Origin of the sequence: Cryobacterium sp. N22 (assembly GCF_002929555.1) — a bacterium.
Taxonomy (GTDB): Bacteria; Actinomycetota; Actinomycetes; order Actinomycetales; family Microbacteriaceae; genus Cryobacterium.
This window is the reverse complement of sequence record NZ_PJJP01000016.1, coordinates 26,860-53,434: the sequence shown is the minus strand read 5'-3', so window position 1 is coordinate 53,434 and position 26,575 is coordinate 26,860. Positions and strand designations below refer to the sequence as shown.

At 69.1% G+C, this 26,575-nt stretch carries 25 protein-coding genes; 2 read left to right on the top strand and 23 right to left on the bottom strand.

What is annotated here, in order from left to right:
* The 7 genes from CXY76_RS01360 to CXY76_RS01330 form a co-directional block, all read right to left on the bottom strand.
* A partial coding sequence (locus CXY76_RS01360) for a DEAD/DEAH box helicase (RefSeq protein ID WP_146073329.1) occupies positions 1–1,090 on the bottom strand: 1,090 nt, incomplete at its 3' end.
* Positions 1,091–1,236: 146 nt separating this feature from the next.
* The gene (locus CXY76_RS01355) at positions 1,237–2,091 is read right to left on the bottom strand and encodes an SseB family protein (protein WP_104162478.1); all 855 of its coding nucleotides are present in this window, start codon (positions 2,089–2,091) and stop codon (positions 1,237–1,239) included.
* Positions 2,075–2,821: a bifunctional 1-(5-phosphoribosyl)-5-((5-phosphoribosylamino)methylideneamino)imidazole-4-carboxamide isomerase/phosphoribosylanthranilate isomerase PriA gene (priA, locus tag CXY76_RS01350; RefSeq protein WP_104162477.1), complete on the bottom strand. Its 747-nt coding sequence runs from the start codon at positions 2,819–2,821 to the stop codon at positions 2,075–2,077. Before priA ends, CXY76_RS01355 begins: the two co-directional genes overlap by 17 nt.
* Before the next feature lie 63 nt (positions 2,822–2,884).
* Positions 2,885–3,517, bottom strand: coding sequence for an imidazole glycerol phosphate synthase subunit HisH (hisH, locus tag CXY76_RS01345; protein ID WP_104162476.1), 633 nt, complete (start codon positions 3,515–3,517; stop codon positions 2,885–2,887).
* Positions 3,514–4,131 carry an imidazoleglycerol-phosphate dehydratase HisB gene (hisB, locus tag CXY76_RS01340; protein ID WP_104162475.1) on the bottom strand — a complete coding sequence of 206 codons (618 nt, stop codon included), beginning with the start codon at positions 4,129–4,131 and terminating at the stop codon, positions 3,514–3,516. Before hisB ends, hisH begins: the two co-directional genes overlap by 4 nt.
* 9 nt (positions 4,132–4,140) lie before the next feature.
* On the bottom strand, positions 4,141–5,226 hold the full coding sequence (locus CXY76_RS01335) for a histidinol-phosphate transaminase (RefSeq protein ID WP_104162474.1): 1,086 nt from the start codon (positions 5,224–5,226) through the stop codon (positions 4,141–4,143).
* Positions 5,227–5,288: 62 nt separating this feature from the next.
* Positions 5,289–5,705: a LysM peptidoglycan-binding domain-containing protein gene (locus tag CXY76_RS01330; RefSeq protein WP_146073328.1), complete on the bottom strand. Its 417-nt coding sequence runs from the start codon at positions 5,703–5,705 to the stop codon at positions 5,289–5,291.
* A gap of 426 nt (positions 5,706–6,131) precedes the next feature.
* On the opposite strand from CXY76_RS01330, the gene lexA reads away from it, so the two are divergent.
* Positions 6,132–6,755, top strand: coding sequence for a transcriptional repressor LexA (lexA, locus tag CXY76_RS01325; protein WP_233199502.1), 624 nt, complete (start codon positions 6,132–6,134; stop codon positions 6,753–6,755).
* Between the two features lie 69 nt (positions 6,756–6,824).
* On the opposite strand, the gene metE is transcribed toward lexA, so the two are convergent.
* The 3 genes from metE to hflX form a co-directional block, all read right to left on the bottom strand.
* Complete coding sequence (gene metE / locus CXY76_RS01320) at positions 6,825–9,146, bottom strand: 5-methyltetrahydropteroyltriglutamate--homocysteine S-methyltransferase (protein ID WP_104162472.1); 2,322 nt, start codon at positions 9,144–9,146, stop codon at positions 6,825–6,827.
* Positions 9,146–10,207: a methylenetetrahydrofolate reductase gene (locus CXY76_RS01315; protein WP_104162471.1), complete on the bottom strand. Its 1,062-nt coding sequence runs from the start codon at positions 10,205–10,207 to the stop codon at positions 9,146–9,148. The genes metE and CXY76_RS01315 overlap by 1 nt, the downstream gene beginning before the upstream one ends.
* A 284-nt stretch (positions 10,208–10,491) precedes the next feature.
* On the bottom strand, positions 10,492–12,036 hold the full coding sequence (hflX, locus tag CXY76_RS01310) for a GTPase HflX (RefSeq protein ID WP_104162470.1): 1,545 nt from the start codon (positions 12,034–12,036) through the stop codon (positions 10,492–10,494).
* A gap of 41 nt (positions 12,037–12,077) precedes the next feature.
* Here hflX and CXY76_RS01305 point away from each other — a divergent pair, with 41 nt between their 5' ends.
* On the top strand, positions 12,078–12,704 hold the full coding sequence (locus CXY76_RS01305) for a class I SAM-dependent methyltransferase (protein ID WP_104162469.1): 627 nt from the start codon (positions 12,078–12,080) through the stop codon (positions 12,702–12,704).
* 73 nt (positions 12,705–12,777) lie between these two features.
* Here the strand turns inward: CXY76_RS01305 and dapF are convergent, their stop codons facing one another.
* The 13 genes from dapF to CXY76_RS01240 all read right to left on the bottom strand — a co-directional run bounded on the left by dapF (position 12,778) and on the right by CXY76_RS01240 (position 26,464).
* Complete coding sequence (dapF, locus tag CXY76_RS01300) at positions 12,778–13,659, bottom strand: diaminopimelate epimerase (RefSeq protein ID WP_104162468.1); 882 nt, start codon at positions 13,657–13,659, stop codon at positions 12,778–12,780.
* Positions 13,660–13,696: 37 nt separating this feature from the next.
* On the bottom strand, positions 13,697–14,605 hold the full coding sequence (gene miaA, locus CXY76_RS01295) for a tRNA (adenosine(37)-N6)-dimethylallyltransferase MiaA (RefSeq protein ID WP_104162467.1): 909 nt from the start codon (positions 14,603–14,605) through the stop codon (positions 13,697–13,699).
* 6 nt (positions 14,606–14,611) lie between these two features.
* The gene (miaB, locus tag CXY76_RS01290) at positions 14,612–16,306 is read right to left on the bottom strand and encodes a tRNA (N6-isopentenyl adenosine(37)-C2)-methylthiotransferase MiaB (protein WP_104162466.1); all 1,695 of its coding nucleotides are present in this window, start codon (positions 16,304–16,306) and stop codon (positions 14,612–14,614) included.
* Between the two features lie 72 nt (positions 16,307–16,378).
* Positions 16,379–17,008 (bottom strand): regulatory protein RecX, encoded by a 630-nt coding sequence (locus CXY76_RS01285; RefSeq protein ID WP_104162465.1) that lies wholly within the window; start codon positions 17,006–17,008, stop codon positions 16,379–16,381.
* Between the two features lie 5 nt (positions 17,009–17,013).
* On the bottom strand, positions 17,014–18,156 hold the full coding sequence (gene recA / locus CXY76_RS01280; protein ID WP_104162464.1) for a recombinase RecA: 1,143 nt from the start codon (positions 18,154–18,156) through the stop codon (positions 17,014–17,016).
* Between the two features lie 336 nt (positions 18,157–18,492).
* Positions 18,493–18,714, bottom strand: a complete 222-nt coding sequence (locus CXY76_RS01275; protein ID WP_104162463.1) for a DUF3046 domain-containing protein — start codon at positions 18,712–18,714, stop codon at positions 18,493–18,495.
* Positions 18,715–18,766: 52 nt separating this feature from the next.
* A complete protein-coding gene (locus CXY76_RS01270; RefSeq protein ID WP_088455722.1) occupies positions 18,767–19,075 on the bottom strand; it encodes a helix-turn-helix domain-containing protein in 309 nt (102 codons plus the stop codon).
* A gap of 165 nt (positions 19,076–19,240) precedes the next feature.
* Positions 19,241–19,756 (bottom strand): CinA family protein, encoded by a 516-nt coding sequence (locus tag CXY76_RS01265; protein WP_104162462.1) that lies wholly within the window; start codon positions 19,754–19,756, stop codon positions 19,241–19,243.
* A gap of 1 nt (position 19,757) precedes the next feature.
* Positions 19,758–20,357, bottom strand: a complete 600-nt coding sequence (pgsA, locus tag CXY76_RS01260; RefSeq protein ID WP_104162461.1) for a CDP-diacylglycerol--glycerol-3-phosphate 3-phosphatidyltransferase — start codon at positions 20,355–20,357, stop codon at positions 19,758–19,760.
* 4 nt (positions 20,358–20,361) lie between these two features.
* The gene (locus CXY76_RS01255) at positions 20,362–23,274 is read right to left on the bottom strand and encodes a DNA translocase FtsK (protein ID WP_104162482.1); all 2,913 of its coding nucleotides are present in this window, start codon (positions 23,272–23,274) and stop codon (positions 20,362–20,364) included.
* A 144-nt stretch (positions 23,275–23,418) separates the two neighbouring features.
* Entirely contained in the window at positions 23,419–24,645 is a 1,227-nt protein-coding gene (locus CXY76_RS01250; protein WP_104162460.1) for an ABC transporter permease, read from the bottom strand.
* The gene (locus tag CXY76_RS01245) at positions 24,642–25,403 is read right to left on the bottom strand and encodes an ABC transporter ATP-binding protein (protein ID WP_104162459.1); all 762 of its coding nucleotides are present in this window, start codon (positions 25,401–25,403) and stop codon (positions 24,642–24,644) included. Before CXY76_RS01245 ends, CXY76_RS01250 begins: the two co-directional genes overlap by 4 nt.
* Positions 25,400–26,464 (bottom strand): efflux RND transporter periplasmic adaptor subunit, encoded by a 1,065-nt coding sequence (locus tag CXY76_RS01240; protein WP_199190162.1) that lies wholly within the window; start codon positions 26,462–26,464, stop codon positions 25,400–25,402. The genes CXY76_RS01245 and CXY76_RS01240 overlap by 4 nt, the downstream gene beginning before the upstream one ends.
* Positions 26,465–26,575: the final 111 nt, after the last annotated feature.

The window sequence follows — 26,575 nt, the reverse complement described above, 5'->3', positions numbered from 1 at the left end:
GCGGCGGTGCGGCGGCCGGTCGGGCGGCGGATGCGGTGCCGCCGGCCGGGGCGCCGGCTGCTCCCCCGGAAGCCGGGCCGCCCGCGAGTACCAGCTGGGCCTCCTCGGCCGCGGCGAGCCGCTCGCTGTAGATCTCGTTGAACCGGGCGGTGAGCCGTTCGGCCAGGCGGCGGGAGTTGGCGAACACGATCGAGGAGGAGTGCGCGAGCACGGCGTCCACGATGGCCTCTTCCACGTGCGGCCAGATCGACCCGGTCTGCGGGGTGGCGGCGGAGGTGGCGCCCTCGGGCGCGGGCACGGCGCCGAGCTGGGTCATGTCGTCGACGGGCACCACGACGCGCAGGTCGAACCGTTTCTCGTTCTTGGGTGCCACGATCTCCACGGGGGCTTGACCGCCGAGGAACCGGGCCACCTCAGACGCCGGCCGCACGGTGGCGGACAGGCCGATGCGTTGCGCGGGCGTGGCGAGCAGGGCGTCGAGGCGTTCCAGGGACACGGCGAGGTGTGCGCCGCGCTTGCTCGCCGCGACGGCGTGGATCTCGTCGATGATCACGGTGTCGACGCCGCGCAGCGACTCGCGGGCGGCGGAGGTGAGCATCAGGAAGAGCGATTCGGGGGTGGTGATGAGGATCTCGGGCGGCGTCTTCACCAGTGCCCGGCGGTCCGCGGCGGGGGTGTCGCCGCTGCGCACACCCACGGTCACCCGCACCGGTGCCAGCCCCAGCCGTTCGGCGGCCTGGCCGATACCCACCAGCGGGGCGCGCAGGTTGCGTTCCACGTCCACACCGAGCGCCTTCAGCGGTGAGATGTACAGCACCCGGGTACCGGTGCGGGCGGCGGCCGGCACGGCAACATCCGTGGCGTCGGCAGCACCGGGTGCCGCTGCGGTGGTGGACGCCGAGTACAGCTTGTCGAGGGCCCAGAGGAACGCGGCGAGGGTCTTGCCCGATCCGGTGGGGGCGACGACGAGGGTGTGCGAGCCGCGGGAGATGGCGTCCCAGGCGCCGAGCTGCGCCTCGGTGGGCGCATCGAACGCGCCGGAGAACCACGTGCGGGTGGCCGGCGAGAGGCGCTGGAGGATCTCCGTCATCTCCCCATCCTTGCCGATACCCCCGACATCGGCCCGGATGCCGCCCCTATCTGTTACCGATGCGGACAATTGCACCCGGTGTGCCGGGCGCAATTGTCCGTTGCGGCAACAGTTGCCGCCGCTGGGGACGGATGGGCCGGGCCGGGTCAGGCGGAGGCGACGAGCTGCACCCGGAGGGAGTCGACCCCGGTGGCGATCACGTCGTTGGCCGCCCAGCGTGCCGCGAGGCGGGCCAGGGTGGCGTCCAGCACGGCTCGGTTGAGTCCGTCGACGAGTTCGAGGCGCACGATCAGCTCGGGTCCCGCCAGCCGGCAGTGCGGGTCCCCTGCGGTCAGGCCCACCGACAGCACCGACAGCTCGGTCGCGATGGACTCCTCGAACGCCTGGGCGACGGAGCGGCTGGCGTAGCTGGGTGTCCAGGGCGCCGCCTGGGCGATCGCCCAGAGCGCGGGCCGGCGCACCGCGAACTCGGTGTCGGCGGTGGGGTCGAGCACCACCAGGTCGGTGCTCTCCTGCGCCGCCGCCAGCGCCACCCGCACGGCGTCGGCGGGCACCGGGCGCGCCTGGGCGTTCCAACGGCGAATCGCCGAGGCCGAGGAGAACACCGGGAGAACGGCGCGGCCGTCCGGCCCGGCCACGGTGATGATCGAGAGTTCCTGGGTCTTGTCCACCCGCAGCCCGTGCGGGCCGGCGGCAGCGTCCAGAGCGGCGCCGGGGTCATCAGCGCCGAGCGCGGTGACCAGAGGGATGAGCAGGCGCGCCGAACGGAAGGCGTCGACAACCTCCTCCTCGCCGGTCTCGCGCGCCTGGAAGCGCCGGAGCGCGTTCAGCAGGGCGGGCGGCGCGAGGCCGTCGTCGTCGGCGAATGGGGTGTCGTCCAGCGACCGGTTCGCCCAGGGCTGGCCGGCGGAGTCCGCGGACGGGTCGCCGGCGGACCCGCCGGCAGAGTCGCCGGAAGGGTCGGGCCGGCCGGTGGAGCCGAGGTTACGCGCCGGAGACATCCAGCGCCTCGGCGAGGGTGAAGGCGCCGGCGTAGAGGGCCTTGCCCACGATCGCGCCCTCCAGGCCGAGGGGTACCAGTTCGCGCAGCGCGGCGATGTCGTCGAGGCTGGAGATGCCGCCGGATGCGATCACGGGCCGGTGGGTGCGCTCCATCACCTCGCGCAGCAGTTCGATGTTCGGTCCCTTGAGGGTGCCGTCCTTGGTGACGTCGGTGACGACATAGCGGGTGCAGCGGGCCTCTTCGAGGCGCTCGAGCACCTGCCACAGGTCCCCGCCATCCTTGGTCCAGCCACGGGCGGCGAGGGTCGTGCCGCGCACGTCCAGTCCCACCGCGATGGCGTCGCCGTACTGCGCGATCACGCTGGCGGCCCACTCGGGGTTTTCCAGCGCGGCGGTGCCCAGGTTGATGCGCTTGACACCGGTGTTCAGCGCCGCTTCGAGCGACTTGTCGTCGCGGATGCCGCCGGAGAGCTCCACGTTCACGCCACGGAGCTGCTTGATGACCTTCTTGAGCACACTGGTGTTGTTGCCGCGCCCGAATGCCGCGTCAAGGTCGACGAGGTGGATCCACTCCGCACCCTGGTTGGCCCAGTCCAGGGCGGCGTCCATCGGGTCGCCGTAGTTGGTCTCGGTGCCGGCCTCACCCTGGGTCAGGCGCACGGCCTTGCCGTCGGCGACGTCGACGGCGGGCAGGAGGACCAGTTTCGGGGTCTTGTTGAACTCGCTCATGATGTGCTGTGGTGACCTTTTCGTGTTGGTGCGGCCGCGGTTGGGCGACCGGCTGGGGACTGTCTAGTCGTGGAGGGTGCCGAGCCAGTTTTTCAGCAGCCGGATGCCCGCATCGCCGCTCTTCTCGGGGTGGAACTGGGTGGCCGACAACGGCCCGTTCTCGACCGCGGCGAGGAACGGGGCACCGTGTTCGGCCCAGGTGAGGCGGGGAACCGGGAAGGGCGGCATCACGTCGAGCGTCCATTCCTGGGCGGCGTAGGAGTGCACGAAGTAGAACCGTTCCTCTTCCAGCCCGCGGAACAGCACCGTGTCGGGGTCGGTCGTGACGGTGTTCCAACCCATGTGCGGCAGCACCGGGGCGGGCAGGGCTGTGACGGTGCCCGGCCACTCGCCGAGGCCTTCGGTGTCGATGCCACGCTCCACACCGTGTTCGAACATGACCTGCATGCCCACGCAGATGCCCATCACCGCTCGACCGCCGGAGAGGCGTTTGTCGATGATGTCGCCGCCGTGGGCGCTGTTCAGCGCCGCCATCACAGAGCTGAACGCGCCGACGCCCGGAACCAGGAGCCCGTCGGCTTCGAGTGCGAGCTTGCGGTCGCCGGTGAGGGTGACGTCGGCCCCGGCGAGCTCGAGCGCCTTGACGGCAGAGTGCACATTGCCCGTGCCGTAGTCCAGGACGACGACCGAGGTCACAGGGCACCCTTGGTCGAGGGGATGCCGGACACCAGCGGGTCATAGGCCTTGGCCTGGCGGAAGGCGCGGGCGAAGGCCTTGAACTCGGCCTCGGCGATGTGGTGGGCGTCGCGGCCGCCGACGACGGTGACGTGCACGGTCAACGCGGCGTTGAAGGCGATGGCCTCGAAGACGTGCCGCACCATCGAGCCGGTGAAGTGACCGCCGATGAGGTGGAATTCGAAGCCGGCCGGCTCGCCGGTGTGCACGAGGTAGGGCCGGCCTGAAATGTCCACGACGGCCTGCACGAGGGCTTCGTCCAGCGGCACCAGGGCGTCGCCGTAACGGGAGATGCCGGCCTTGTCGCCGAGGGCCTGCTTGATGGCCTGGCCCAGAACGATGCCGATGTCCTCGACGGTGTGGTGCACATCGATGTCGATGTCGCCCTTGGCGTGCACGGTGAGGTCGGTCAGCGAGTGCTTCGCGAATGCCGTGAGCAGGTGGTCGAAGAACGGCACGCTGGTGTGGATGTCGCTCACCCCGGTGCCGTCCAGGTTGATCGAGAGGTCGATGCTCGATTCGCTCGTTTCGCGCTGCAGGTGGGCACGGCGAGGCGAGGGCGTGACGTTGCTCATGGCGTTAGTTTATTCGGCTAACGGCCGGAGCCGTGCGATGGCGGCCAGGAACGCGCTCGTCTCGGCTTCGGTACCGGCCGAGACCCGCAGGTGGCCGGGGATTCCGACGTCGCGGATCAGGATGCCTTCGGCCAGGAGTGCCGCGAAGATCGCGTGCGGGTCGGCGACCCCGCCGAACAACACGAAGTTGCTTCCGCTGCGGAGCGGCAGGAAGCCGAGGGCCGCGAGTTCGGTCACCAGGCGGTCGCGCTGCACCCGGATGTCGTCGACCATGGCGAGCATCTCGCCGGTGTGCGCGAGCGCGGCGACGGCGGCCGCCTGGGTGAGGGCGGACAGGTGGTACGGCAGCCGCACCAGGCGCAGCGCATCCGTCACCGCCGGGTCGGCGGCGAGGTAGCCCAGCCGCACGCCGGCGAAGGCGAAGGCCTTGCTCATGGTGCGCGACACGAGCAGGCGTTCCCGGCCCGGCAGCAGGGTGAGGGCGCTGTCGGTGCCGTCCGGCGCGAACTCAGCGTAGGCCTCGTCGACGACGACGATGCCCGGGGTGGCGTCGTAGACGGCCGCGATGGTCGCCAACGACAGCGGGGTGCCGGTCGGGTTGTTCGGCGAGCAGAGGAAGACGATGTCTGGTGAGGTCTCGTGCACCCAGCGGGCGGCGGTCTCCGGCGAGAGCTCGTAGTCGGCGTCACGGCCGCCGGGGATCCAGCGGGTATCGGTGCCGGACGCGAGGATCGAGTACATCGAGTACGTCGGCGCGTAGCCGAGCAGCGACCGGCCCGGGCCGCCGAAGGCCTGCAGAACCTGCTGCAGCACCTCGTTGGAACCGTTGGCGGCCCAGATGTTGTCTCGGGTGAGACCGTGGCCGAGGTAGCCGGCGAGGTCTTCCCGCAACTGGGTGAACTCCCGGTCCGGGTACCTGTTGACGGTGAGGATGGCCTCGGCCAGAGCCGCCGCGATGTCGGAAGCGACCGCGGGCGGAATCGGGTGGGTGTTCTCGTTGACGTTCAACGCCACCGGCACGTGCAGCTGGGGGGCTCCGTAGGGGATTTGTCCGCGGAGGTTGGCACGCAGGGGCAGGTCGTCGAGGCTGGTCACCCGAACAAGCTTAGTTGCGCCGCGGCTGACCTCTTTGAACGAGGCGGCGCCGGGCGATCGGATCAGTAGTCGGCGGGCAGGGCGAGGCGCTGGCCGGGCTGCACGGCCTCGGAGGACAGCTGGTTGAGGTTGACGATGTCGGCGATCACATCGCGCGGGTCTTGCGCGGGGGCGACCGATTCGGCCAACTGCCACAGCGACTGGCCCGCCTCGATGGTGACGTAGTCGAACGCGGCCGCGCCGATCCCCCCGGTGCCCTCTGCGGCGGCCATGCCGCCGTTGACGGTGATGACGATGGCGCCGAGCACCAGGGGCACCGCCGCAAGGGTCGTGAAGACGGCCCGCCCGCGGCGGGTCAGCCGCAGGTGGGTGGTGGGCGGGGTGGCCCGGCTGTAGCTGGCCTGGGCGTGGCTGGCCTGGGTGTGGCTGGCCGCGGCGTGGGTGATCGAGCCGGGCTTCACTGCATATGCTGCGCTCATGTCAAACCTCCTGTTAACGTATCTGGCCCTCGGCCGGGAGGGCCAGATACGAATCTATGTTCCGAATATATCTTCGAGTGTTCGAACAATCAACCCTGTTTCCGGATATTATGGAGACAGTTTCCGCAACACACTCGAATGCATGTCTACGAACTGCCGCCCTGTGGCTACAGTTTCGATCGGGTAGCTGTACTCAAACAGACACCACCGACACTGCGACCCGGGCGCCGGCCGGACCCGTCCGCTGGCACCATGAGCCAGCACAGTCCCAGTCGCACCAGCACCAGAATCAGCCCCACCAGCTCGACCAGCACCAGCCCCGAACCGACTAACCAGAGGAGCGACAACGTGGCACAACAGAGCACACCTCGGGACAAGGGCGGCACGCGACGCCGCAAGAGCCTGAGCGACAAACAGCGCGCCGTGATGGACGTCATCCAGCGTTCGGTACGCGACCGCGGCTACCCGCCGAGCATGCGCGAGATCGGCGACGCCGTCGGCCTGTCCTCGCTGTCGAGCGTGACCCACCAGCTGCACCAGCTCGAGCTGAGCGGATACCTGCGCCGTGACCCGCACCGGCCCCGCGCACTCGAGGTGCTCATCGAGCTCCCCCAGTCCTCTGAGGAGGTCACGCCCGGCGCCGCCGACGACTACCAGTCCGGCATCCAGGTGGGTGATGCGGCGATGGTGCCGCTCGTCGGTCGCATCGCCGCCGGTATCCCGATCATGGCCGACCAGCAGATCGATGAGATCTTCCCGCTCCCCCGCCAGCTGGTGGGCAAGGGCGAGCTGTTCATGCTCAAGGTCGTCGGCGAATCGATGATCGACGCCGCCATCTGCGATGGCGACTGGGTGGTCATCCGCCAGCAGAAGACCGCGGAGAACGGTGAGATCGTCGCCGCCATGCTCGACGGTGAGGCCACGGTGAAGGTGCTGCGTCAGCGCGACGGCCACACCTGGCTGCTCCCCCGCAACACCAACTTCGAGCCGATCCTGGGCGACTTCGCCGAGGTCCTCGGCAAGGTCGTCGCGGTGCTGCGTTCGGTGTAGCTCGCGTACTGGAACCACAAAACAGGCCCGGCCCCATGAGGGGTCGGGCCTGTTTTAGTTGGATCGGGGTCAGACCAGCGTTGCTCGCACGGCGCGGGTGGCGTCGACGATGTTGCGCAGGGACTCCACGGTTTCCGCGTAGCCGCGGGTCTTCAGTCCGCAGTCCGGGTTCACCCAGACCTGGCGGGCCGGGATCGATTCCAGCGCCCGCTCGAGCAGCTCGGTGATCTCGGGCACGCCGGGAACGCGCGGTGAGTGGATGTCATAGACGCCCGGGCCGATCCCGTGGTCGAACCCGCTGGTCTGCAGGTCGGAGACGACCTCCATCTTCGACCGGGCGGCTTCGATGCTGGTCACGTCGGCGTCGAGGTTGCGGATCGCGTCGATGACGACCCCGAACTCTGAGTAGCAGAGGTGGGTGTGGATCTGGGTCTGGTCGGCGACCCCCGCGGTGGCGAGCCTGAACGAACCGACCGACCAGTCCAGGTAGTCGGCGTGGTCCTTCTTCTTCAGCGGCAGCAGCTCGCGCAGGGCCGGCTCGTCGACCTGCACCACCTGGATGCCGGCCGCCTCGAGGTCGCCGATCTCGTCGCGCAGCGCGAGCGCCACCTGGCGGGCGGTCTCCCCCAGCGGCTGGTCGTCGCGCACGAACGACCAGGCCAGGATGGTGACCGGTCCGGTGAGCATGCCCTTGACGGGCTTCTCGGTGAGGGTCTGGGTGTAGCTGGACCACTCCACGGTGATGGGCGCCGGCCGGGAGACGTCGCCCCAGAGGATCGACGGGCGGGTGCACCGGCTGCCGTAGGACTGCACCCAGCCGTTCTCGGTCACGGTGAAGCCGTCGAGGTTCTCGGCGAAATACTGCACCATGTCGTTGCGCTCAGGTTCGCCGTGCACGAGCACGTCCAGGCCGAGGTCTTCCTGCAGCTGCACAACCCGGCCGATCTCGGCGCGCATGAGCTCCTGGTATTCGGCGGGCGCGAGCTCGCCGGAGACCAGTCGGGCGCGGGCGCGGCGGATGTCACTCGTTTGCGGGAACGAGCCGATGGTCGTGGTCGGCAGCGGCGGCAGGTCGAGCACGGCTTCCTGGGCGGCGAGCCGGGTCTCGTAGTCGCCCCGGCTGAAGTCGGCCGGGCTGAGGGTGTCCAGGCGGGCGCGCACGGCGCCGTCACGCACACCGGGCGAGACCCGGCGCGCGTCCAGCGACGCGGTGGCCGCGTCGAGGTCGGCCTGCACGGCGGCCTGCCCCTCGGACAGGCCGCGGGCGAGGGTGGCGACCTGACCGATCTTCTGGTCGGCGAAGGCCAGCCAGCTGGTCAGTTCGGTGCCGAGCTTGCTCTCGTCCGTGACGTCGTGCGGCAGGTGCAGCAGCGAGGTGGAGCTGGAGACCGCAATCCGGTCGCTGAGCGCGCCCAGCCGGCCGACCTTGTCGAATGCCGCGGCGAGGTCGCCGCGCCAGATGTTGTGACCGTCGATCACGCCGGCCACGAGGGTGGTGCCGGCCAGGCCGGGCACGTCCTCGGGCACCGTGCCGCGTACGAGGTCGAGGCCGATCGCCTCGACCGGGGTGCCGGCCAGCACCGGCAGGGCGTCGTCGAGGCTGCCGTAGGGCGCGGCCACGAACAACCCGGGCCGGCTGTCGAGCGCGCCGAGAGTGTCGTACGCCTGGGCGAGGGCGGCGAGGGCACGGTCGCGCGGGATGTCGATGCTCTCGCTGACGAGGCCCGGTTCGTCCAGCTGCACCCACTGTGCGCCGGCGGCGGCCAGGCGCTCGATCAGGGTGGCGTAGACCGGCAGCAGGTCATCGAGGCGGTCAAGCGGGTGGAAGCCGGCCGGGGCCGCTTCGCTCGGCTTGGCCAGGAGCAGGAAGGTGACCGGGCCGACGATGACGGGTCGGGTGAGGAAGCCGGCGGCGGCGGCCTCTTCGAACTCCCGCACGATCCGGTCGCTGGCGAGATGGAAGTTGGTCTCCGGGCCGATTTCCGGCACCAGGTAGTGGTAGTTGGAGTCGAACCACTTGGTCATTTCGAGCGGCAGGTTCTCACCGGCGCCGCGGGCCAGGGTGAAGTAGCCGGCGAGGTCGAGGTGGCCGTCGGCGTCGACGAGACCGGCGAAGCGGGTGGGGATGGCGCCGACGGCCACCGCAGCATCCAGCACCTGGTCGTAGAACGAGAAGCTCTCCGGAATTGAGGAGTCGGTGCGGCCGAGGCCCAGACCCACGAGACGCTCCCTGGTGGTGTTGCGCAGGGCCGCGGCAGTGGCTTCGAGCTCGGCGGCGTCGATCCGGCCGGCCCAGAAGGCTTCAACGGCCTTCTTCAGTTCGCGGCGGCGGCCGATGCGGGGGTAGCCGAGGATCGTTCCGGTGGGGAAAGCGGGGACGGTGGTGGTCATCAGTAGTAGTCCTTCGTGGAGTGGATACCGGCACGGGTGCCGACGGGGCTGGTCGAGGGATGGGTCGGGGACGGGAGGTGAGCGGAGACGACCGGTTGTGCCGGTGCGAGCGCGCCGGCGCGGTCGAGCACGGCGAGCACGGTCTCGTGCTGGTTGAAGGCGTAGAGGTGCAGGCCGGGTGCTCCGCCGGCGATGAGCTTCTCGGCCAGGGCGGCGGCGTGGCTGATGCCGATCTCGCGCTGGCCCTCGGCGGTGGGTTCGACCTCGAGCTGGATTGAGAGCTCGGCGGGCAGTTCCTCGCCGGAGAGCTCGAGGATGCGCCGCAGCCGGCCGGGGCTGGTGACGGGCATGATGCCGGGCAGGATCGGGAATTCGACCCCGGCCTCCCTGGCTCGCTGGATGAAGCTGAGGTAGTGGTCGGCGTGGAAGAAGAGTTGGGTAATGGCCAGGTTCGCGCCCGCCGCCTGTTTGGCCAGCAGGGTGTCGATGTCCTGCGCGGTGGAGCGTGAGCGCGGGTGCCCGTTGGGGAAGGCCGCCACGGCGATCCGCACGTGTTCACGTTCGGTCTTCACGGCGCGGGCGCGTGGAAGACCGGGGATCGGGGTTTCCTGGTACGGCACGCGTTCGGCCTGCACGCGGTGGATCAGCTGCACCAGCTCGCCGGCGCTGTGCAGGTCGCCGAGGAAGGCGTCGTTCTCGGTCAGGCCCTCTGGCGGGTCGCCGCGGAGGGCGAGGAAGCTGCTCACGCCGGCATCGAGGAACTCGCGGATCAGGCTGCTCGCCTCGGCGTGCGAGGAACCGACGCAGGTGAGGTGCGCCATCGGGTCTACCGTGGTGGCCCGGCGGATGTAGCGCAGCACGTCCAGGGACGAGGTGCGGGAGGAGCCGCTGGCGCCGTAGGTCACCGAGATGAACTTCGGACGGGCCGCGGCCAGGGCGTCGATGGTGGTGTGCAGGGCCGCCGTCGCGGCATCCGTTTTGGGCGGGTACAGCTCGAACGAGAACGGGATGCTCGAACGACAGGCGGGGTCCGCGGGTGGGGACGTCGGGGTCGCTGTCATGGTTCCTCATTCGGCATGGTGGGTTCAGTTCAAAAGGCCTGGCGGCCGCGGACCGCCACGGAAACCGGGCGGTTGCTCGCGGGCGGGTGCCGGGCTCGGCTGTCGCTCCATGCCGGGCAGATTACCCCGCCGGCAACGAATGAGATGACTCTAACAACGCACCTTCGGGCCGCGCTGCTGCATGGCCGATTGTTACGTTCGCGGCCGCATCGGGTGCGTTAACGCACCGAAGGCGGCACCCGCCCCTGTCTCAGGAGTGGGTGCCGCCTTCGGGCGGATCGGTGTCAGCCGGCGATGGCCGGTGCCACCACGAACGGGGTGAACTGGGCCTCGATGCCGGGCGAAACGAGAGCCGTGACCTGGGTACCGGTCTCGGAGTAGTCCAGCGCCAGAACCTTGCCCTGCTCGTGCAGGATCGGGATGAGGTCACCGCGGTCGTAGGGGATCAGCAGTTCGAGGCGAATCTCCGGCCGGGGCAGCATGGTCTCGAGCACCTGCAGCACCTCGGTGATGCCCTCGCCGCTGCGCGCCGACACGAAGATCGCCTGGGGCGCCAGGCCCCGCAGTACGAGCCGGTCATCGTCGCTGACCAGGTCGCTCTTGTTGAACAGCACCAGCTCGGGGATGTCGCTGGCACCGACCTCGCCGATGACCTCGCGCACCGTGGCCAGCTGGCTGGCCGGGTCGGGGTGGGACGCGTCGACGACGTGGATGATGACGTCGGAGTCCGCAACCTCCTCGAGGGTGGAGCGGAACGCCTCCACCAGCTGGTGGGGCAGGTTGCGCACAAAACCGACGGTGTCGGTGAAGGTGTACAGCCGGCCGTCGTCCGTCGTGGACTTGCGCACGGTGGCGTCGAGGGTGGCGAAGAGGGAGTTCTCCACGAGTACCCCGGCCTTGGTGATGCGGTTGAGCAGGCTGGACTTGCCGGCGTTGGTGTACCCGACGATCGCGACCGACGGCACCGCGTTGCGCTTGCGGTTGGCGCGCTTGGCCTCACGGGCGGGTTTCATCTCCAGCATCTGCTTGCGCAGCCGCGACATCCGGGTGTGGATGCGGCGCCGGTCGAGTTCGATCTTCGTCTCACCGGGTCCACGCGAGCCCATACCGGCGCCGGCGCCGCCGACCTGGCCACCGGCCTGGCGGGACATCGAGTCACCCCAGCCGCGGAGGCGGGGCAGCAGGTAGGCGAGTTGGGCGAGTTCGACCTGCGCCTTGCCCTCCCGGCTCTTGGCGTGCTGGCTGAAGATGTCCAGGATCACGGCGGTGCGGTCGATGACCTTCACCTTGACCACGTCTTCCAGGGCACGCCGCTGGCTGGGCGCGAGTTCGGTGTCGGCGATCACGGTGTCGGCGCCGAGCGCCGCCACGATGGACGCGAGCTCGAGGGCCTTGCCCTTGCCGAGGTAGGTGCTGGGGTCGGGGGTGGCGCGGCGCTGCAGCAGGCCGTCCAGCACCGTGGCGCCGGCGGTCTCGGCCAAGGCGGCGAGCTCGCGCATGGAGTTCTCGGCGTCGAGCAGGCTGCGGGCGGAGTAGACGCCGATCAGGACGACGTTTTCCAGGCGCAGCTGGCGGTATTCAACCTCGGTGACATCCTGCAGTTCGGTGGAGAGTCCACCCACGCGGCGCAGGGCGTTGCGGTCTTCACGCTCGGTCTGTTCGCCGTCGTGGTCGCCGCCGTCGAAACCGCCGTTGGCCGGGCGTGCCGAGAGGGCCTGCGCCGATCCGCTCGCGAACAGCGAGTAGCCGGAGGACCGGCTCTCGGCGCTGGCCAGCACGCGCGCAACTACATCGTCATCGCCGTCGTGTGGAGCGTTTATATCAGTCATTGCTTTAACTCTAGTTCCTCTTTTTTCGATAAGTTCGCTGTATGGCTTCCGAACACTATTTCTCGTCGACTCCGGGTAGCGACCTGAAATTGCGGCAGATCACCGTCAAGATCGCCGGGGCGATCCGCGAGGTCACCACCGCGAACGCGATTTTCTCCCCCGAACACATCGACACCGGCACCAAGGTGCTGATGCGCGAGGCCCCGCTGCCCTCCGGCGGCGGGGATGTGCTCGACCTCGGTTGCGGCTGGGGACCGATCAGCCTGCATCTGGCGCTGGCCGATCCCACGGCCACGGTCTGGGCCGTCGACGTCAACGAGCGAGCCCTCGAGTTGGTGCGGATGAACGCCGCCAACCTGGGGCTCACGAACATCAACGCGGTCCTGCCGGCGGATGTTCCCGATTCCGTGGTGTTCGCGGGTATCTGGTCGAACCCGCCGATCCGGGTGGGCAAGGCCGAGCTGCACGCGATGCTCGAGCTGTGGCTGCCGCGCCTGAAGCCCGGCACGGATGCCTGGCTCGTCGTGCAGCGCAACCTCGGCTCCGATTCGCTGCAGCGCTGGCTCGCCGAGGAGTTCACCGGCGCCGGTCAGCCCGGCGGGCTCGAGGTCTCCCGCTACGCGACCGACAAGGGCTTCCGCATCCTCCAGGCCCACAAGCCCGTCTGACTCCCCCGCGAACTGTGAGCTAAGCCCCTAAACCCGAGAGTTTTCGGGGCTTTTCTCACAGTTCGCGGACGTGTCAGGCGAGTGCGAGGGTGCCGTCGAAGACCAGGGTGGCTGGGCCGGAGAGCGAGACGTGCTCGCCGTCTTCGGTGGGGAACATCCGCACGCCCAGGACGCCGCCGGGAACCTCGACGCGCCACTGGTTCGGTGCACCCTTGCCGGCCCAGTGCCGGGTGGCCAGGGCCGCGGCGACCGCGCCGGTGCCGCAGGAAAGGGTCTCGCCGCTGCCGCGTTCGTGCACGCGCATCCGGATGCGGCCGACGCCGTCGACGACCAGCGGGTCGTGCGGCAGCACGAACTCCACGTTGGCGCCCTCGGCGGGCTCGGGGTCCAGCTGCGGAATGAAGGTCAGGTCGGCGCTTTCGAGCTCGTCTTCATCGGCGAGGGCCACCACAACGTGCGGGTTGCCCACGTTGATGCCCAGGCCCGGGCGGGCCACGGCGAGGTTCTTGGCGCGCACCAGGGTCTCCCCCGGCTCCAGCCGCCACCGACCGAGGTCCACCTGGTAGCCGGTGGCGTTGCGCTGCACGTCGCGCACACCGCTGCGGGTGCCGATCGGCAGGGTATCGCCGGGGCCGAGGTCGACGAGGCCCTGTTCGAGCAGGAACCGGGTGTAGACCCGGATGCCGTTGCCGCACATCTCCGAGACCGTGCCGTCGGCGTTCCAGTAGTCCATGAACCACTCGGCGCCGTCGTCTTCGGCGAGGGCCGTGGCGCCCGCATCGAGGTTGGCCGAGCGCACGGCGCGGATGATGCCGTCGGCGCCGACGCCGAACTGGCGGTCGCAGACGCCCTGGATCTGTTCCGGGGTGAGATTGAGCCGGCCGTCGGGGTCGGCGAACAGCACGAAGTCGTTGCCGGTGCCTTGGCCCTTGGTGAAGTGGAGATCGATGCCCATGTGTTCAGTTTAGGGACTCGGGCTGCCGGCTCCGGCGTCAGGGCAGATGAGCAGCGGCCTGGTCGACGCGGTCCGCGTCGTCGGCGTCGATCCAGTGGGTGTGCGGGTCACGTTTGAACCAGCTCACCTGACGCCGGGCGTACCGCCGGGTGAGCTGCCGGGTCGCCTCGATGGCATCCGCCTGCGACACGGTGCCGTGCACCTGGCCGAGGGCCTGGGCGTAGCCGATCGCGCGGCTGGCCGTGACGCCGCCCTCCAGCCCGGCGGGGATGAGGCCACGCACCTCCTCGACGAGTCCGGCCGTCCACATGCGGTCCACCCGGGCATCCAGGCGCGGGGTGAGCACCTCGCGGGGCAGGCGTAGCCCGAGGGTGACGGCGGGCATCCAGCAGACCGGGTCGCCGGGCAGGGCCGCGGTGTGCGGGGCGCCGGTGAGTTCGACGACCTCGAGGGCACGCACGAGCCGGCGGCCGTTGCTGGCCCCGATGCGGGCGGCGGCGCCGGGGTCGACGGCCTTCAGACGGTCATACATCAGGCCGGGGCCCTGCTCCAAAAGCTCGGCCTCGAGCCGGGCGCGGAGCACCGGGTCGGTGCCGGGGAACTGGAAGTCGTAGACGACGGAGGAGACGTAGAGACCGGAACCGCCCACGAGGATGGGGACGGCGCCGCGCTCGAGGATGCCGGTGATGGCGGCGCGGGCCTCCACCTGGTACCGGGCGACGGTGGCCTCGTCGGCCACGTCGAGCACGTCCAGCAGGTGGTGCGGCACGCCGCGGCGCTCGGCGGGAGCGAGCTTGGCGGTGCCGATGTCCATGCCCCGGTACAGCTGCATGGCGTCGGCGTTCACGATCTCGGCGGGCCGGCCGGCCGTGATCAGCCGTTCGGCGACATCCAGGGACAGCTCGGATTTGCCGGTACCGGTCGGCCCGACGATGACAACGAGCACCGGGTCCTAGCGTTCCGCGTCGTCGAGAGGGTAGATCGGGATCGTCGTGGCGCCACCGTGCCCGGTAGAGGCGTGCCCGGTAGCGGCGTGCTGGCTGAGGTTCGACAGGGTGAGGCTGGGGCTGCCCACCCGCAGGGTAGGCAGGCCCAACGAGACCGCGCTGCCGGTCGAGCCCGCCGGGGCGGGCACACCGCAGGACTCGGTCTGCTCCCGGTCCCAGGCGTCTCCGGCGATGGTGCGGCGGATGCGGAGCGGCTTGCCGTCGAGGGAGTCGGCGATGAGGTGGAACGGTGCGGCCTGGGTGACGGTGACGGTGACCATGTCGCCGGGCCGGGGCAGGTCGGAGCCGGCGGGCACGTCGAAGTGTACGAGCCGGCTGTCGGGGGCACGCCCGCTCAGACGGTGGGTGTCGGCATCCTTGCGGCCCTCACCGTTGGCGACCAGAAGTTCGACCTCGCGGCCGATGATGGCGCGGTTCTCCTCCCAGGAGATCCGCTCCTGCAGGGCGATGAGCCGTTCGTAGCGGTCCTGCACGACGGCCTTGGGCACCTGGTCGGCCATGGTGGCCGCGGGGGTGCCCGGCCGGATGGAGTACTGGAAGGTGAAGGCCGTGGCGAACCTGGACTCCTCGACGACCCGCATGGTCTCCAGGAAGTCCTCCTCGGTCTCGCCGGGGAAGCCGACGATGATGTCGGTGCTGATCGCCGCGTCGGGCATCTGCGCCCGCACGCGCTCGAGGATGCCGAGGAATTTGGTGGACCGGTAGGAGCGGCGCATGGCCTTGAGCACCCGGTCGGAGCCGGACTGCAGCGGCATGTGCAGCTGCGGCATCACGGCGGGGGTCTCCGCCATGGCGTCGATGACATCGTCGGTGAACGCGGCGGGGTGCGGGCTGGTGAAGCGGATGCGTTCGAGTCCCTGGATTTGGCCGGCCGCGCGCAGCAGCTTGCCGAAAGCGAGCCTGTCACCGAACTCCACACCGTAGGAGTTCACGTTCTGGCCCAGCAGGGTCACCTCGATGGCGCCGTCGTCGACCAGGGCCTGGATCTCGGCGAGGATCTCGCCGGGACGACGGTCCTTCTCCTTGCCGCGGAGGGCGGGCACGATGCAGAAGGTGCAGGTGTTGTTGCAGCCGACGGAGATCGAGACCCAGCCGCTGTAGCTCGAGTCGCGCTTGGTCGGCAGGGTGGACGGGAACGTCTCCAGGGATTCGAGGATCTCCAGCTGGGCCTCGCCGTTGTGCCGGGCGCGTTCGAGCAGGCTCGGCAGCGACCCCATGTTGTGGGTGCCGAACACCACGTCCACCCAAGGTGCCTTGGCCAGGATGGTGGCCTTGTCCTTCTGGGCCAGACAGCCGCCGACGGCGATCTGCATGCCGGCGTGCTTGCGCTTGACCGAGGCGAGGTAGCCGAGGTTGCCGTAGAGCTTGTTGTCGGCGTTCTCCCGCACCGCGCAGGTGTTGATCACGACGATGTCGGCTTCGCCGCCCGCCGCCGAGACGTAGCCGGCCGCCTCGAGAGAACCGCTGAGCCGCTCGGAGTCGTGCACGTTCATCTGGCAGCCGAAGGTGCGCACCTCATAGGTGCGCGCCCGGCCCTCGTCGTCCCTCGCCGCCGAGGACGGCGCGATCACCGTCGCGCTGTGCGGCGACGGGTCGGAGGATGACGGGGTGGCGAGGGACGGTGCGGTGACGCTGCTCATAGTTCCCTCAGCTTACGCGTGCGCGCGGTCGCTCTCACCTGAACCGTACCGTCCCGCACCGCGCCGCACCCGCTACCTGAACCGGACGGTGGACGTGCGGCCGGAACCCCGCCGGGACGCGAGAGCGGCCTTGACGGCGTCGCGCACCACGGAGGAGGCGTATCCCTTGCGCATCAGGAACCCGGTGAGCCGGCGATCGATGGTGGCGTCGTCGAACCTGTCCAGCTGCTGAACCCGCTTGAGCGCCAGTTCGGTGGCCCGTTCGGCCTCGTCGTCCGGCATCTCCTCGAGCTTCTCGGCGATCAGCTCGGCGTCGAGCCCACGCTGGCGCATCTCGGCGGCAACGCCGCTGCGGCCCAGGCCCTTGCGTTCGTGGTGGCTGTGCATGATCTGGTCGGCGAGCTTCTCCTCGTCGAGGTAGTGCAGCTCGGTGAAACGTTCGAGGATCTCCTGCACAGCCTCCTCGTCGATCTCGGTGGAGCGCAGCAGCTTCTGGGCCTCGATGATCGAGAGGGACCGGCCGCGCAGGCGCTGCAGGAGCAGCTTCTCCGCCTGTTCGCGCTCCTGGGCCGCGTCCTCCGCGGCGTCATCGGCCTGTTCCGCGGGGCTCGCCCCGGGCAGGTACGTCACCGGTGCGAGGCCTTCCCGGCCGGGCGCCGAAGCGGCACCGGCCTTGCCACGAGAGGGTTCGAAGTGAACCATGACGGCTAGGCGCCCTTGCGTGCGGCGGCCTTGGCCGCGATGGACGGGACCTTGGCGCCGTCGGTGCCGGTGGCCGCACCCGTTGCCGCGGCCGCAGCGGCCGCTGCGGCGGTGGCGGCGTCGTCGGTGGCCTTCTTCGCGGCCTTGCCCTCGGCCCCGATGCCGAGCTTGTTCTTGATCTTGGTTTCGATCTCGTTGGCCATGTCGGCGTTGCGCAGCAGGAAGTTGCGGGAGTTCTCCTTGCCCTGGCCGAGCTGGTCGCCGTCGTAGGTGTACCAGGCGCCGGACTTCTTAACGATGCCCTGGTCGACGCCGAAGTCGATCAGGCTGCCCTCGCGGGAGATGCCGACGCCGTAGATGATGTCGAATTCGGCCTGCTTGAACGGCGGCGCCATCTTGTTCTTGACGACCTTGACCCTGGTGCGGTTACCGACGGCTTCAGTGCCGTCCTTGAGGGTTTCGATGCGGCGGATGTCCAGACGCACCGAGGCGTAGAACTTCAGCGCCTTACCGCCGGCGGTGGTCTCCGGGCTGCCGAACATCACGCCGATCTTCTCGCGCAGCTGGTTGATGAAGATCATGGTGGTGTTGGTCTGGCTGAGCCCACCGGTGAGCTTGCGGAGCGCCTGGGACATCAGACGGGCCTGCAGACCCACGTGGGAGTCACCCATCTCACCTTCGATTTCGGCGCGCGGCACGAGGGCGGCGACGGAGTCGATGACGATCAGGTCGATCGAGCCGCTTCGCACGAGCATGTCGGCGATTTCGAGTGCCTGCTCACCGGTGTCGGGCTGGGAGACGAGGAGGGCGTCGATGTCGACGCCGAGCTTCTTGGCGTATTCGGGGTCGAGGGCGTGCTCGGCGTCGATGAACGCGGCGATGCCGCCGTTCTTCTGCGCGTTCGCGATGGCGTGCAGGGTGAGCGTGGTCTTACCCGAGGACTCCGGGCCGTAGATCTCCACGATCCGGCCCCGGGGCAGTCCGCCTATGCCGAGCGCGACGTCCAAAGCGATCGACCCTGTGGAGATGGTTTCAACGGGGGCGCGCTCGTCGCTGCCCAGGCGCATGACCGAGCCCTTGCCGAACTGGCGGTCGATCTGGGCGAGTGCGGTGTCGAGTGCCTTCTCGCGGTCTGCTGCTGATGCCATGGTGTGCTCCTTTGGGTCGTGCGCGTGGCGCCTATAGGCTGTCGTTTCGGCAACCGGGAGGACCCCGGCGACCGCCCTCGACAAGGCAGGTGCGCTGTTGTCGTTGACGAGTCCGACTGTACGCAGCACCCCCGACACTGGCCGGGAGACACCGCGACGGTGGACAATCCGTCTTCGACTACTACTGTGGAGGAGCCTACCAAGAACCGAACAGACATTCGACGCTGGCGCGGTGTGTCGGAATCTTCTCCCGAAACGCCGAACGGCCCGGCTGGAGGGCCGGGCCGGTGGTGGCTCATGGTTCGTTTCTGTCTGGGTGCTGCCGGTGTGACCGGATCAGCTGCGGGCCGGCGGAAGCCCGGCGCCGTGCCGGCGGCCCTGCGGGACATCCGTTTCGGCGCAGAGCGCCAGCCAGACGTCGCGGGCGGGGACTCCGCCCGCGAGGGCCTGGTCGGCGGTCCGGCCGAGCGGACCCAGAACCAGATCCCGGGTGAGCACCCTGCCGTAGCCCTCGCCGAATTCGTCTTTCAACGCTTGGCGGAACTCACTCAATCGCATGCGGTACTCACTCGGTTGACGCTGATTCGGTGTGAAAAGGTGGGATGGCCGATTAGCGCATCATCATGCTGGCGTCGAACTTGGCAACCAGCTCGTCGGGCACGGTGTCGGGGAACCGGTCGATTCCCTCGATGACGGCCAGCCGATCGCCGACCTCGCGCATGATCACCGAGATCGGTGTGTCCAGCGCGTCTGCGACCGAAGCAAGAATCTCGGAGGAGGCTTCCTTCTGACCGCGTTCAACTTCAGACAGGTAGCCGAGGGCCACACTTGCCTTGCTCGCAACCTGACGCAGGGTGCGACCCTTCTGCAGGCGGAAGTCCCTGAGCACATCGCCGATTTCCTGACGAACAAGAATCATCGGAACCTCCTTCTTCGTGCTGTCTAGTCTGCTGGGGCCCACTCAACCGGTCAGTTTTGTGTGGCGGATGGCCAACAGTACTCTATCCATCCGACACCTCAGATTATCGAGGATGACTGGACTTTTCTTGTGAATATGTGTTCTGTAACCCACCGGTAACAGGAACTATTCCGCGATCCCGAGCTTTGTGGTTTCAATCAGCTGACACACAGCTTCGATCGCGTGCGCAACGGTCTGCGTGCGGATCTCTGCCCGGTCGCCGGTGAGGCTAACCGCTATGGCCCGCACTTTATCCCCGAAAGACACTCCCAGGTAGACCGTGCCGACGCTTTGGCCGTCTTGTTCGTCAGGGCCGGCCACTCCGGTGGTCGAGATGCCGATGTCGGCCGGGCGCCCATCGATCGCCAGCGCGGCGCGCACACCGGTGGCCATCTGCCTGGCGACCTCGGGGTGCACGGCACCGTGCTCGGCCAGCAGCACCTCGTCCACGCCCAGCAGCGTGTGCTTGATCGGCGTCTGATAGGCCACGACTCCCCCGGTGACCACGGCGGAGGCGCCGGGGATGCGCACGAGCTCGGCCACGAGCAGGCCGCCGGTCAGGGACTCCGCCACGGCGATGGTGAGGTCTCTGGCGGTGAGGGCCGCGACCAGGGCGGCCGCGGCATCCGGGTGGGCCGTCATGTCAGGACTTGGTCGGCTTGGCGTGCTGGTTCTCCCGGCGCGCGGCGACGAGGTATTCGATGCCGGTGTACACGGTGAGCACCAGGGCGACGGTCATAGTGATGGTGTTGACCCAGTTGATCCAGTCGCCGAAGACCAGCCAGAGCGGCAGCAGGGCCAGGGAGATCGCCACGGACTGCGCGAGGGTCTTGAGTTTGCCGCCGCGGGACGCCGGGATGACCCTGTCGCGCAGCATGACGAACCTGAACACGGTGATGCCGATCTCGCGGGCCAGAATCACGATGGTGACCCACCAGGGCAGCTCGCCCAGGATGGACAGGCCGAGCAGCGCGGCGCCGGTGAGGATCTTGTCGGCGATCGGGTCGAGCAGCTTGCCGAGGTCGGTGACCAGGTTGTACCGGCGGGCGATGGCCCCGTCGACGCCGTCGGTGGCGATGGCCACGATGAAGAGCACGGCGGCCCACCAGCGGAGGGCCTCGTCGGCGCCGTTGTCGGCCAGCAGCATCCAGAAGAACACCGGCGCGAGCAGGATGCGCACGATGGTGATGAAGTTCGGCAGGTTCCAGTTAGACGGCGTGGCCGGTGTGGTCGGTGTAGCCATGGGGTCATTCCCTGTCGGTGAGTTGCCAGGCGTCTTCGTCCGAGTCGCCCTCGTCTTCAGCGTACCCTTCGCTCATCTTCGCCACCGGGTCATCGGCGTATCGCGGGTCGGGGGTGGCCTGCTCGTGCGCCTGCGACCGCTGGGACTCCTCGAACTGCGAGCGGGCGGTGGCGGCGTGCTGCTCGGCGTCGGACCCGCGCAGCTTGGCCAGGACGCTCGGCAGCTGTTCGGCGGAGACGAGAACGTCGCGGGCCTTGGAGCCCTCGGACGGGCCGACGATCTCGCGGGATTCGAGGAGGTCCATCAGGCGGCCGGCCTTGGCGAAACCCACGCGCAGCTTGCGCTGCAGCATCGAAGTGGAGCCGAACTGGGTGGACACCACGAGTTCGGCGGCGGCGAGCAGCACCTCGAGGTCGTCTCCGATGTCGGAGTCGATCTCCTTGCGCGGCGCTTCTGCGGACACGTCGGGCCGGTAGTCGGGCCTGGCCTGCTGGGTGACGTGCTTGACGACCTTCTCGATCTCGGCCTCGTTGACCCAGGCTCCCTGCACGCGCAGGGCCTTGGAGGCGCCCATCGGCAGGAACAGGGCGTCGCCCTGGCCGATCAGCTTGTCGGCGCCGGGCTGATCGAGGATGACCCTGGAGTCGGTGACGCTGGTGACGGCGAAGGCCAGCCTGGAGGGCACGTTGGCCTTGATCAGGCCGGTGACCACGTCGACGCTGGGCCGCTGGGTGGCCAGCACCAGGTGGATACCGGAGGCGCGGGCGAGCTGGGTGATGCGCACGATCGAGTCTTCGACGTCGCGCGGGGCCACCATCATGAGGTCGGCGAGCTCGTCGACGACCACCAGCAGGTAGGGGTAGGGCTTGAGCTTGCGGGCGCTGCCGGCGGGCAACACGATCTCGTTGTTGACCACGGCCTTGTTGAAGTCGTCGATGTGCCGGAACCCGAAGCTGGCCAGGTCGTCGTAGCGCATGTCCATCTCCTTCACGACCCACTGCAGCGCTTCGGCGGCCTTCTTGGGGTTCGTGATGATGGGGGTGATCAGGTGGGGAACGCCGGCGTATGCGGCGAGCTCGACACGCTTGGGGTCGATGAGGACCATGCGCACGTCGCTGGGCTTGGCCCGCATCAGCAGGCTGGTGATCATCGAGTTCACGAAGCTGGACTTGCCCGAGCCGGTGGACCCGGCCACGAGCAGGTGGGGCATCTTGGCGAGGTTGGCGATGACGAAGCCGCCGCCGACGTCCTTGCCCACGCCGATGGTCATCGGGTGGGTGCTGTTGGTGGCCGTGGTGGAGCGCAGCACGTCGCCGAGGGTGACGATTTCGCGGTCGGTATTGGGGATCTCGATGCCGATGGCGCTCTTGCCGGGGATCGGCGAGAGGATGCGCACCTCGTTGGAGGCGACCGCGTAGGAGAGGTTCTTGCTCAGCGCGGTGACCCGCTCGACCTTGACGCCGGGGCCGAGTTCGATCTCGTACTGGGTGACCGTCGGGCCGCGGGAGAAGCCGGTGACGCGGGCATCCACCGAGAACTGGCTGAGCACCTCGGTGATGGACTTGACGATCTCGTCGTTGGCGGCGGAGCGCGCCTTGGCCGGCGGGCCGGCGGTGAGGGTCGTGGACGATGGCAGCAGGTAGGGCAGGTTCGGCTGCTCGCCGAAGCCGAGGTCGGTCGCGGACCGGTCCACAGCCGTGGCGGCCTCGTCGAGGTCGTCCAGGCCCGGCAGCACCTCGGTGAGGCCGACCGGGTCGTCGGCCTGCAGTCCCGTCGCGTGTGGTACCGCGGCGACCTCGCCGGTGAAGCGTTTGATGGCTTCCTCGGCCCTGAGCAGGTCTTCGAGCACCTCGGTGCCGTAGTGATCGGTGTGGACCGGCGGAACGTGGGCCTGGGGAGACTCGAGCGCGGTCTCGAAGCCGCCCTTGGCGGCATCCGCCCCGTGGTTGAGCAGCGTGCTGAGCGGGTCCGCCGCCGGCGGCTGGGCCTCGTCGGACTCCGACGACATTGCGCTGCTGAAGTCGGGGTCTTCTTCCCGGTTGCTGGTGTTGCGGCGCCACCAGGGCAGGGCGCCATCGTCGATCGCGTCGTCCTGCGCCGGCTCGAGTCCGTCGAGTTCGATCTGCTTGGTCTTGAGGGCCTGGATGCGCTCCTGGCGGATTTCCTTGGCGGCCGCGCGCTCCTCCGGGGCCGGCAACGGGGCGCCGAAGAGCCAGGCGTACAGTTCGCGGCTGCGTTCACCGATCTTGTTCGGCGGGGTCTTCGTGATGATGAAAAGGCTGAGGATCAGCAGCAGGATCACGACGATGGCCGCGCCCACTGTGGTGATCAGGAAGATCAGCGGGGCCGCGATCATCCAGCCGAGGACACCGCCGGACAGGGCCAGCACGTCCACTCCCTGCCGGGGCTCAGGCTGCCCGCCGAAGATGTGGCAGAGGCCGGAGACCGTGACCAGGAGCAGGGACAGGCCGATGCCGATGCGTCCGTTGTCGTGCACGGAGCTGGGATTGCGGAACAGCCAGATCGCGAAGAGCATGATGATCACCGGCAGGGCGAAGGCGACCCGACCGAAGAGTCCACCGAAGGTCCAGGCATCCAGGGTCTGGGCCACCGGGTCGTTGATCAGGAACCACTCGATCACGGCGCCGGCGACGGCCAGCAACACCAGGAAAAAGGGCAGGCCGTCGCGGCGTTCCTCTTTGGAGAGCTGCTCGGGGCCGAGTGCGCGGGCGGCGCCGCCGGCGACGTGGGCCAGGCCCATCCACATGCGCACGGCGATGCCCGGCTTGGTCTCGGCCGCGGGGAATTTGACGGTCTTCTGGGTCGCGGTGCTGCCGGCCTTGGTGCGCGCGGTCGTTCCGGTGCCGCGCGCAGGCGTGCTGCGGGCACGCCCGGTCGACTTAGTGCTCGTAGCCATGTGTTCCACGGTACCGCCGACGACCGACATCGGTGTGAGCCCACGCCCAATTGGCCCGGCGGAACGGCTCCCGGCGCCCACGAAAGCGGCCCTGTGGCTGCTTCGGGAGAGCCGTGGCGACCACACGGCCGCTTTCGCGAGCGGTCAATACCGGATGGCGTCGATGACCTTGACGCGCACCGCCACCAGGGCCGGCAGCAGGCCGGCGAGGGCGCCGACGACGGTGGCGCAGACCAGGCCGAGAATGGCGGCCTCCACCGGGAAGGGCGGGAAGTCGGTGACCATGCCCTGGCTGATGAACTCCTGCAGCATGGGGTTGGTGACGATGAGCACGGCGCCGATCACCCCCACCACCCCGGCCACCAGGGTGGCCACGATGCTCTCCATCATCACCGAGAAGAACACCCGGCCGGCGGTGGCGCCGAAGCTGCGCCGCACCCCGATCTCGCGGATGCGCTGCTTGAGCGTGACCAGGGCGATGTTCACCAGGCCCAGGGCGCCGAGCAGAAGCACCAGGCCGGCCACTCCCCCGACGAGCAGCTTGATCGACGCGAACGGGTCCTCGTTGTACGCGGCGTAGTCCTGCCGGCTCACCGACACCTGGGTTCCGGCGCCCAGTGCGCTCTCCGTGTCCCGCTGCAAGGCAACGATCAGGTCTTCACTGATCTCCGGCGGCACCCACAACTCGTAGTTGGGGGCGCCGCCGCCGGCGGCGAGCTGGTCGGCGGGGGTCAGCGCGGTGAGGGTGTCCATGAGCATGTACATGGCCGGTTCGGTCTCCCACGTGCTCACCGGGTAGACCCCGGTGATCACGGCGGTGGCCGGCGTGGCGCCGAGCAGTGCGGTGGTGGGGTGCGTGGCCAGGTCCGGGCGACCGATTCTGTCGTAGAAGACCTCGTTGACGAGCACCGCCGGCGCGAGGCGGTCGGCGTCATCGACGCTGAACCAGGTGCCCTCGGTGAGTTTCACGCGATGCATGGTGCCGTAGGGCTGGTCGACGGCGATGACCTGCACGGGCACCGCACCATCCGTGAACTGCACGGTCTGCGTGGAGTAGAGCACCCGGCTGGCATAGTCGATGCCGTACCTGTCGAGTGCGGTCGCCCAGAGCTCCTGCATGGCTTCGGGGTCGATCATGCTGCCGTCGCTCGCGGACGCGTACAGCGAGAGCGTGGCGCTGCGGCCGCCGCTGCGTTCGTTCTGCTCCACGATGGACTGCTGAGCCACGGCGCCAAGCCCCACCACGGTGGTGATCGCGCAGACCGCCACGGCCACGCCGATCAGCGAGAGCATCACCCGGGTCTTGTGGATGCGCAGTTCCTGCCAGGCTTCGACGAAGGAGCCGACCACGTTGCTGAGCAGGCGGTTCATGCGGGCACCGCCGCCAGGTCGTCATCGCGCAGGTCGTCGTGCACGTCATCGTCGGACACGGTGCGGCCGATGTTCGCGCCGGCCACGGTGAGCACGCCGTGGTCCAGGCGCAGGTGCCGGGTGGCCAGCGCCGCTATGGCCGGGTCGTGGGTGATGGTGATGAGGGCGGCGCCGGAGCCGGTGGCAACCTCGTCGAGCAGCGCCATCACGTCGGCGCCGGTTTCGAGGTCGAGGGCGCCGGTGGGTTCGTCGGCCAGGATCAGCCGCGGGCCGCGCACCAGCGACCTGGCGATGGCCACGCGCTGCTGTTCACCGCCGGAGAGCTTGTCTGGCATGGCGCCGAGCCGGTGGCCGAGGCCGACCCTGTCGAGCATTTCGGTGGCGATGCGGGCGCGCTGCCAGAACTGTTTGCCCTGGGCGTAGAGCAGCGGGGTCATCACGTTCTCGAGGGCCGTGCGGCCCTGCAGCAGGTTGAACTGCTGGAAGATGAAGCCCACGTCGCGTCCGCGCACCCGGTCGCGCTCGGCCGAGGAGAACGACTTGACCGGACGATTGTCGAACTCGAGGACGCCCGTGGTGGGGTTGTCGAGCAGGCCGAGCAGGTTGAGCAGGGTGGACTTGCCCGAACCGCTGCGACCCACGATGGAGACCCGGTCCCCCACCGCCACGTCGAGGTCGACGCCGGAGAGGATCGTCAGCGGCGGGGCGTCAACGAGCTGGACGGTGCGGGTGACGCCGGCCAGGTGCAGGAGCGTCAATGGAGCGTCATTCCGGGCTCAGGGCAGATCTCGCTGCCATCCGGTGTGACAACGCAGCCGGCGCCGGGCCCGGCCACGGCCCCGGGCACGAACTGGTTGATCAGGTCACCCTCGGCCAGGCCGGAGACGACCTGCACGGACGTGCCATCGTTCATGCCGAGGGTCACCGGGCGTTCCTCGGTGCTGCCGTCGGGCAGCACGAACCAGACGACGCCGGTCTCCGCGGAGCCCTTGACGGCCGTGGTGGGGACGACGAGCACGTTCTCCGCCTTGCCGCCGGCGATGGTGATCTGAGCGGCGAGGCCAGGGAACACGGTCACCTCGGCGGGGATCGCACAGCTGACGGTGGTGCCGGAGGTGCCGCCAGTGCCGCCGCCGGTACCCGTTGCCTGACCGGTGCCGCCGCCGGTGCCGCCGGCATCCGCCCCGGCCAGCGGGGTGGTGATGCGCAGGCCCGTGCAGGTGAACGGGGCCGGGCCGTTGGTGATGGCGATGGACGCCTCGGTGGGCTGGGTGACCAGCCGGTACTGCTGTTCGGGGCTGAGCGATCCGCTCACCGAGTAGCTGGGCGGCGCGACCTGGCCGGTGGTGTCGCCGATGGCGACCGACTGACCGTGGATGACGGTGAGGGCGCTGAGCACGCCGTCGGCAGGAGCGAAGACCTTCTCGAAGGTGACCGCCGGTTTGGGCTGGGAGATGGCGACCATGCCGGTGGCGGGGTCCGTCGTCTCAACGGGGTCACGCACGGTTTCGACCTTGATGTCGTAGATCTTGTCGCCGGCGGCGACTGTCGCTCCGGCGGCGAAGAAGATCTCGTCGACGGTGCCGGCCGCGACGGCCTTGACGGGCACGGCGGTATCTGCCGACACGGTTCCGGGCAGCGTCACATCGTTGGTGATAGTGCCCAGGGCAACCGGAACCTGGGGTTCCACGATCTGGCCGGTCGGCTGGGCCGGGTCCTGGGCCTCTGCGGCGTCAGCGAAGAACGCCAGCTTCACCAGGGCCACCGCGATGGCCGCGACCACGAGCAACCGGAGGATCGGAAAGACCCATTTGCGCATCACATTCACTGATTTCCCCCATGCTCGCATCGCACCTGACGGCGTCGACTGGCTTGAGCCTAGAGGCAGTTCCGGCCCGTCGGGGCGGCTTTCGGGCAAAATCCTCCTCAA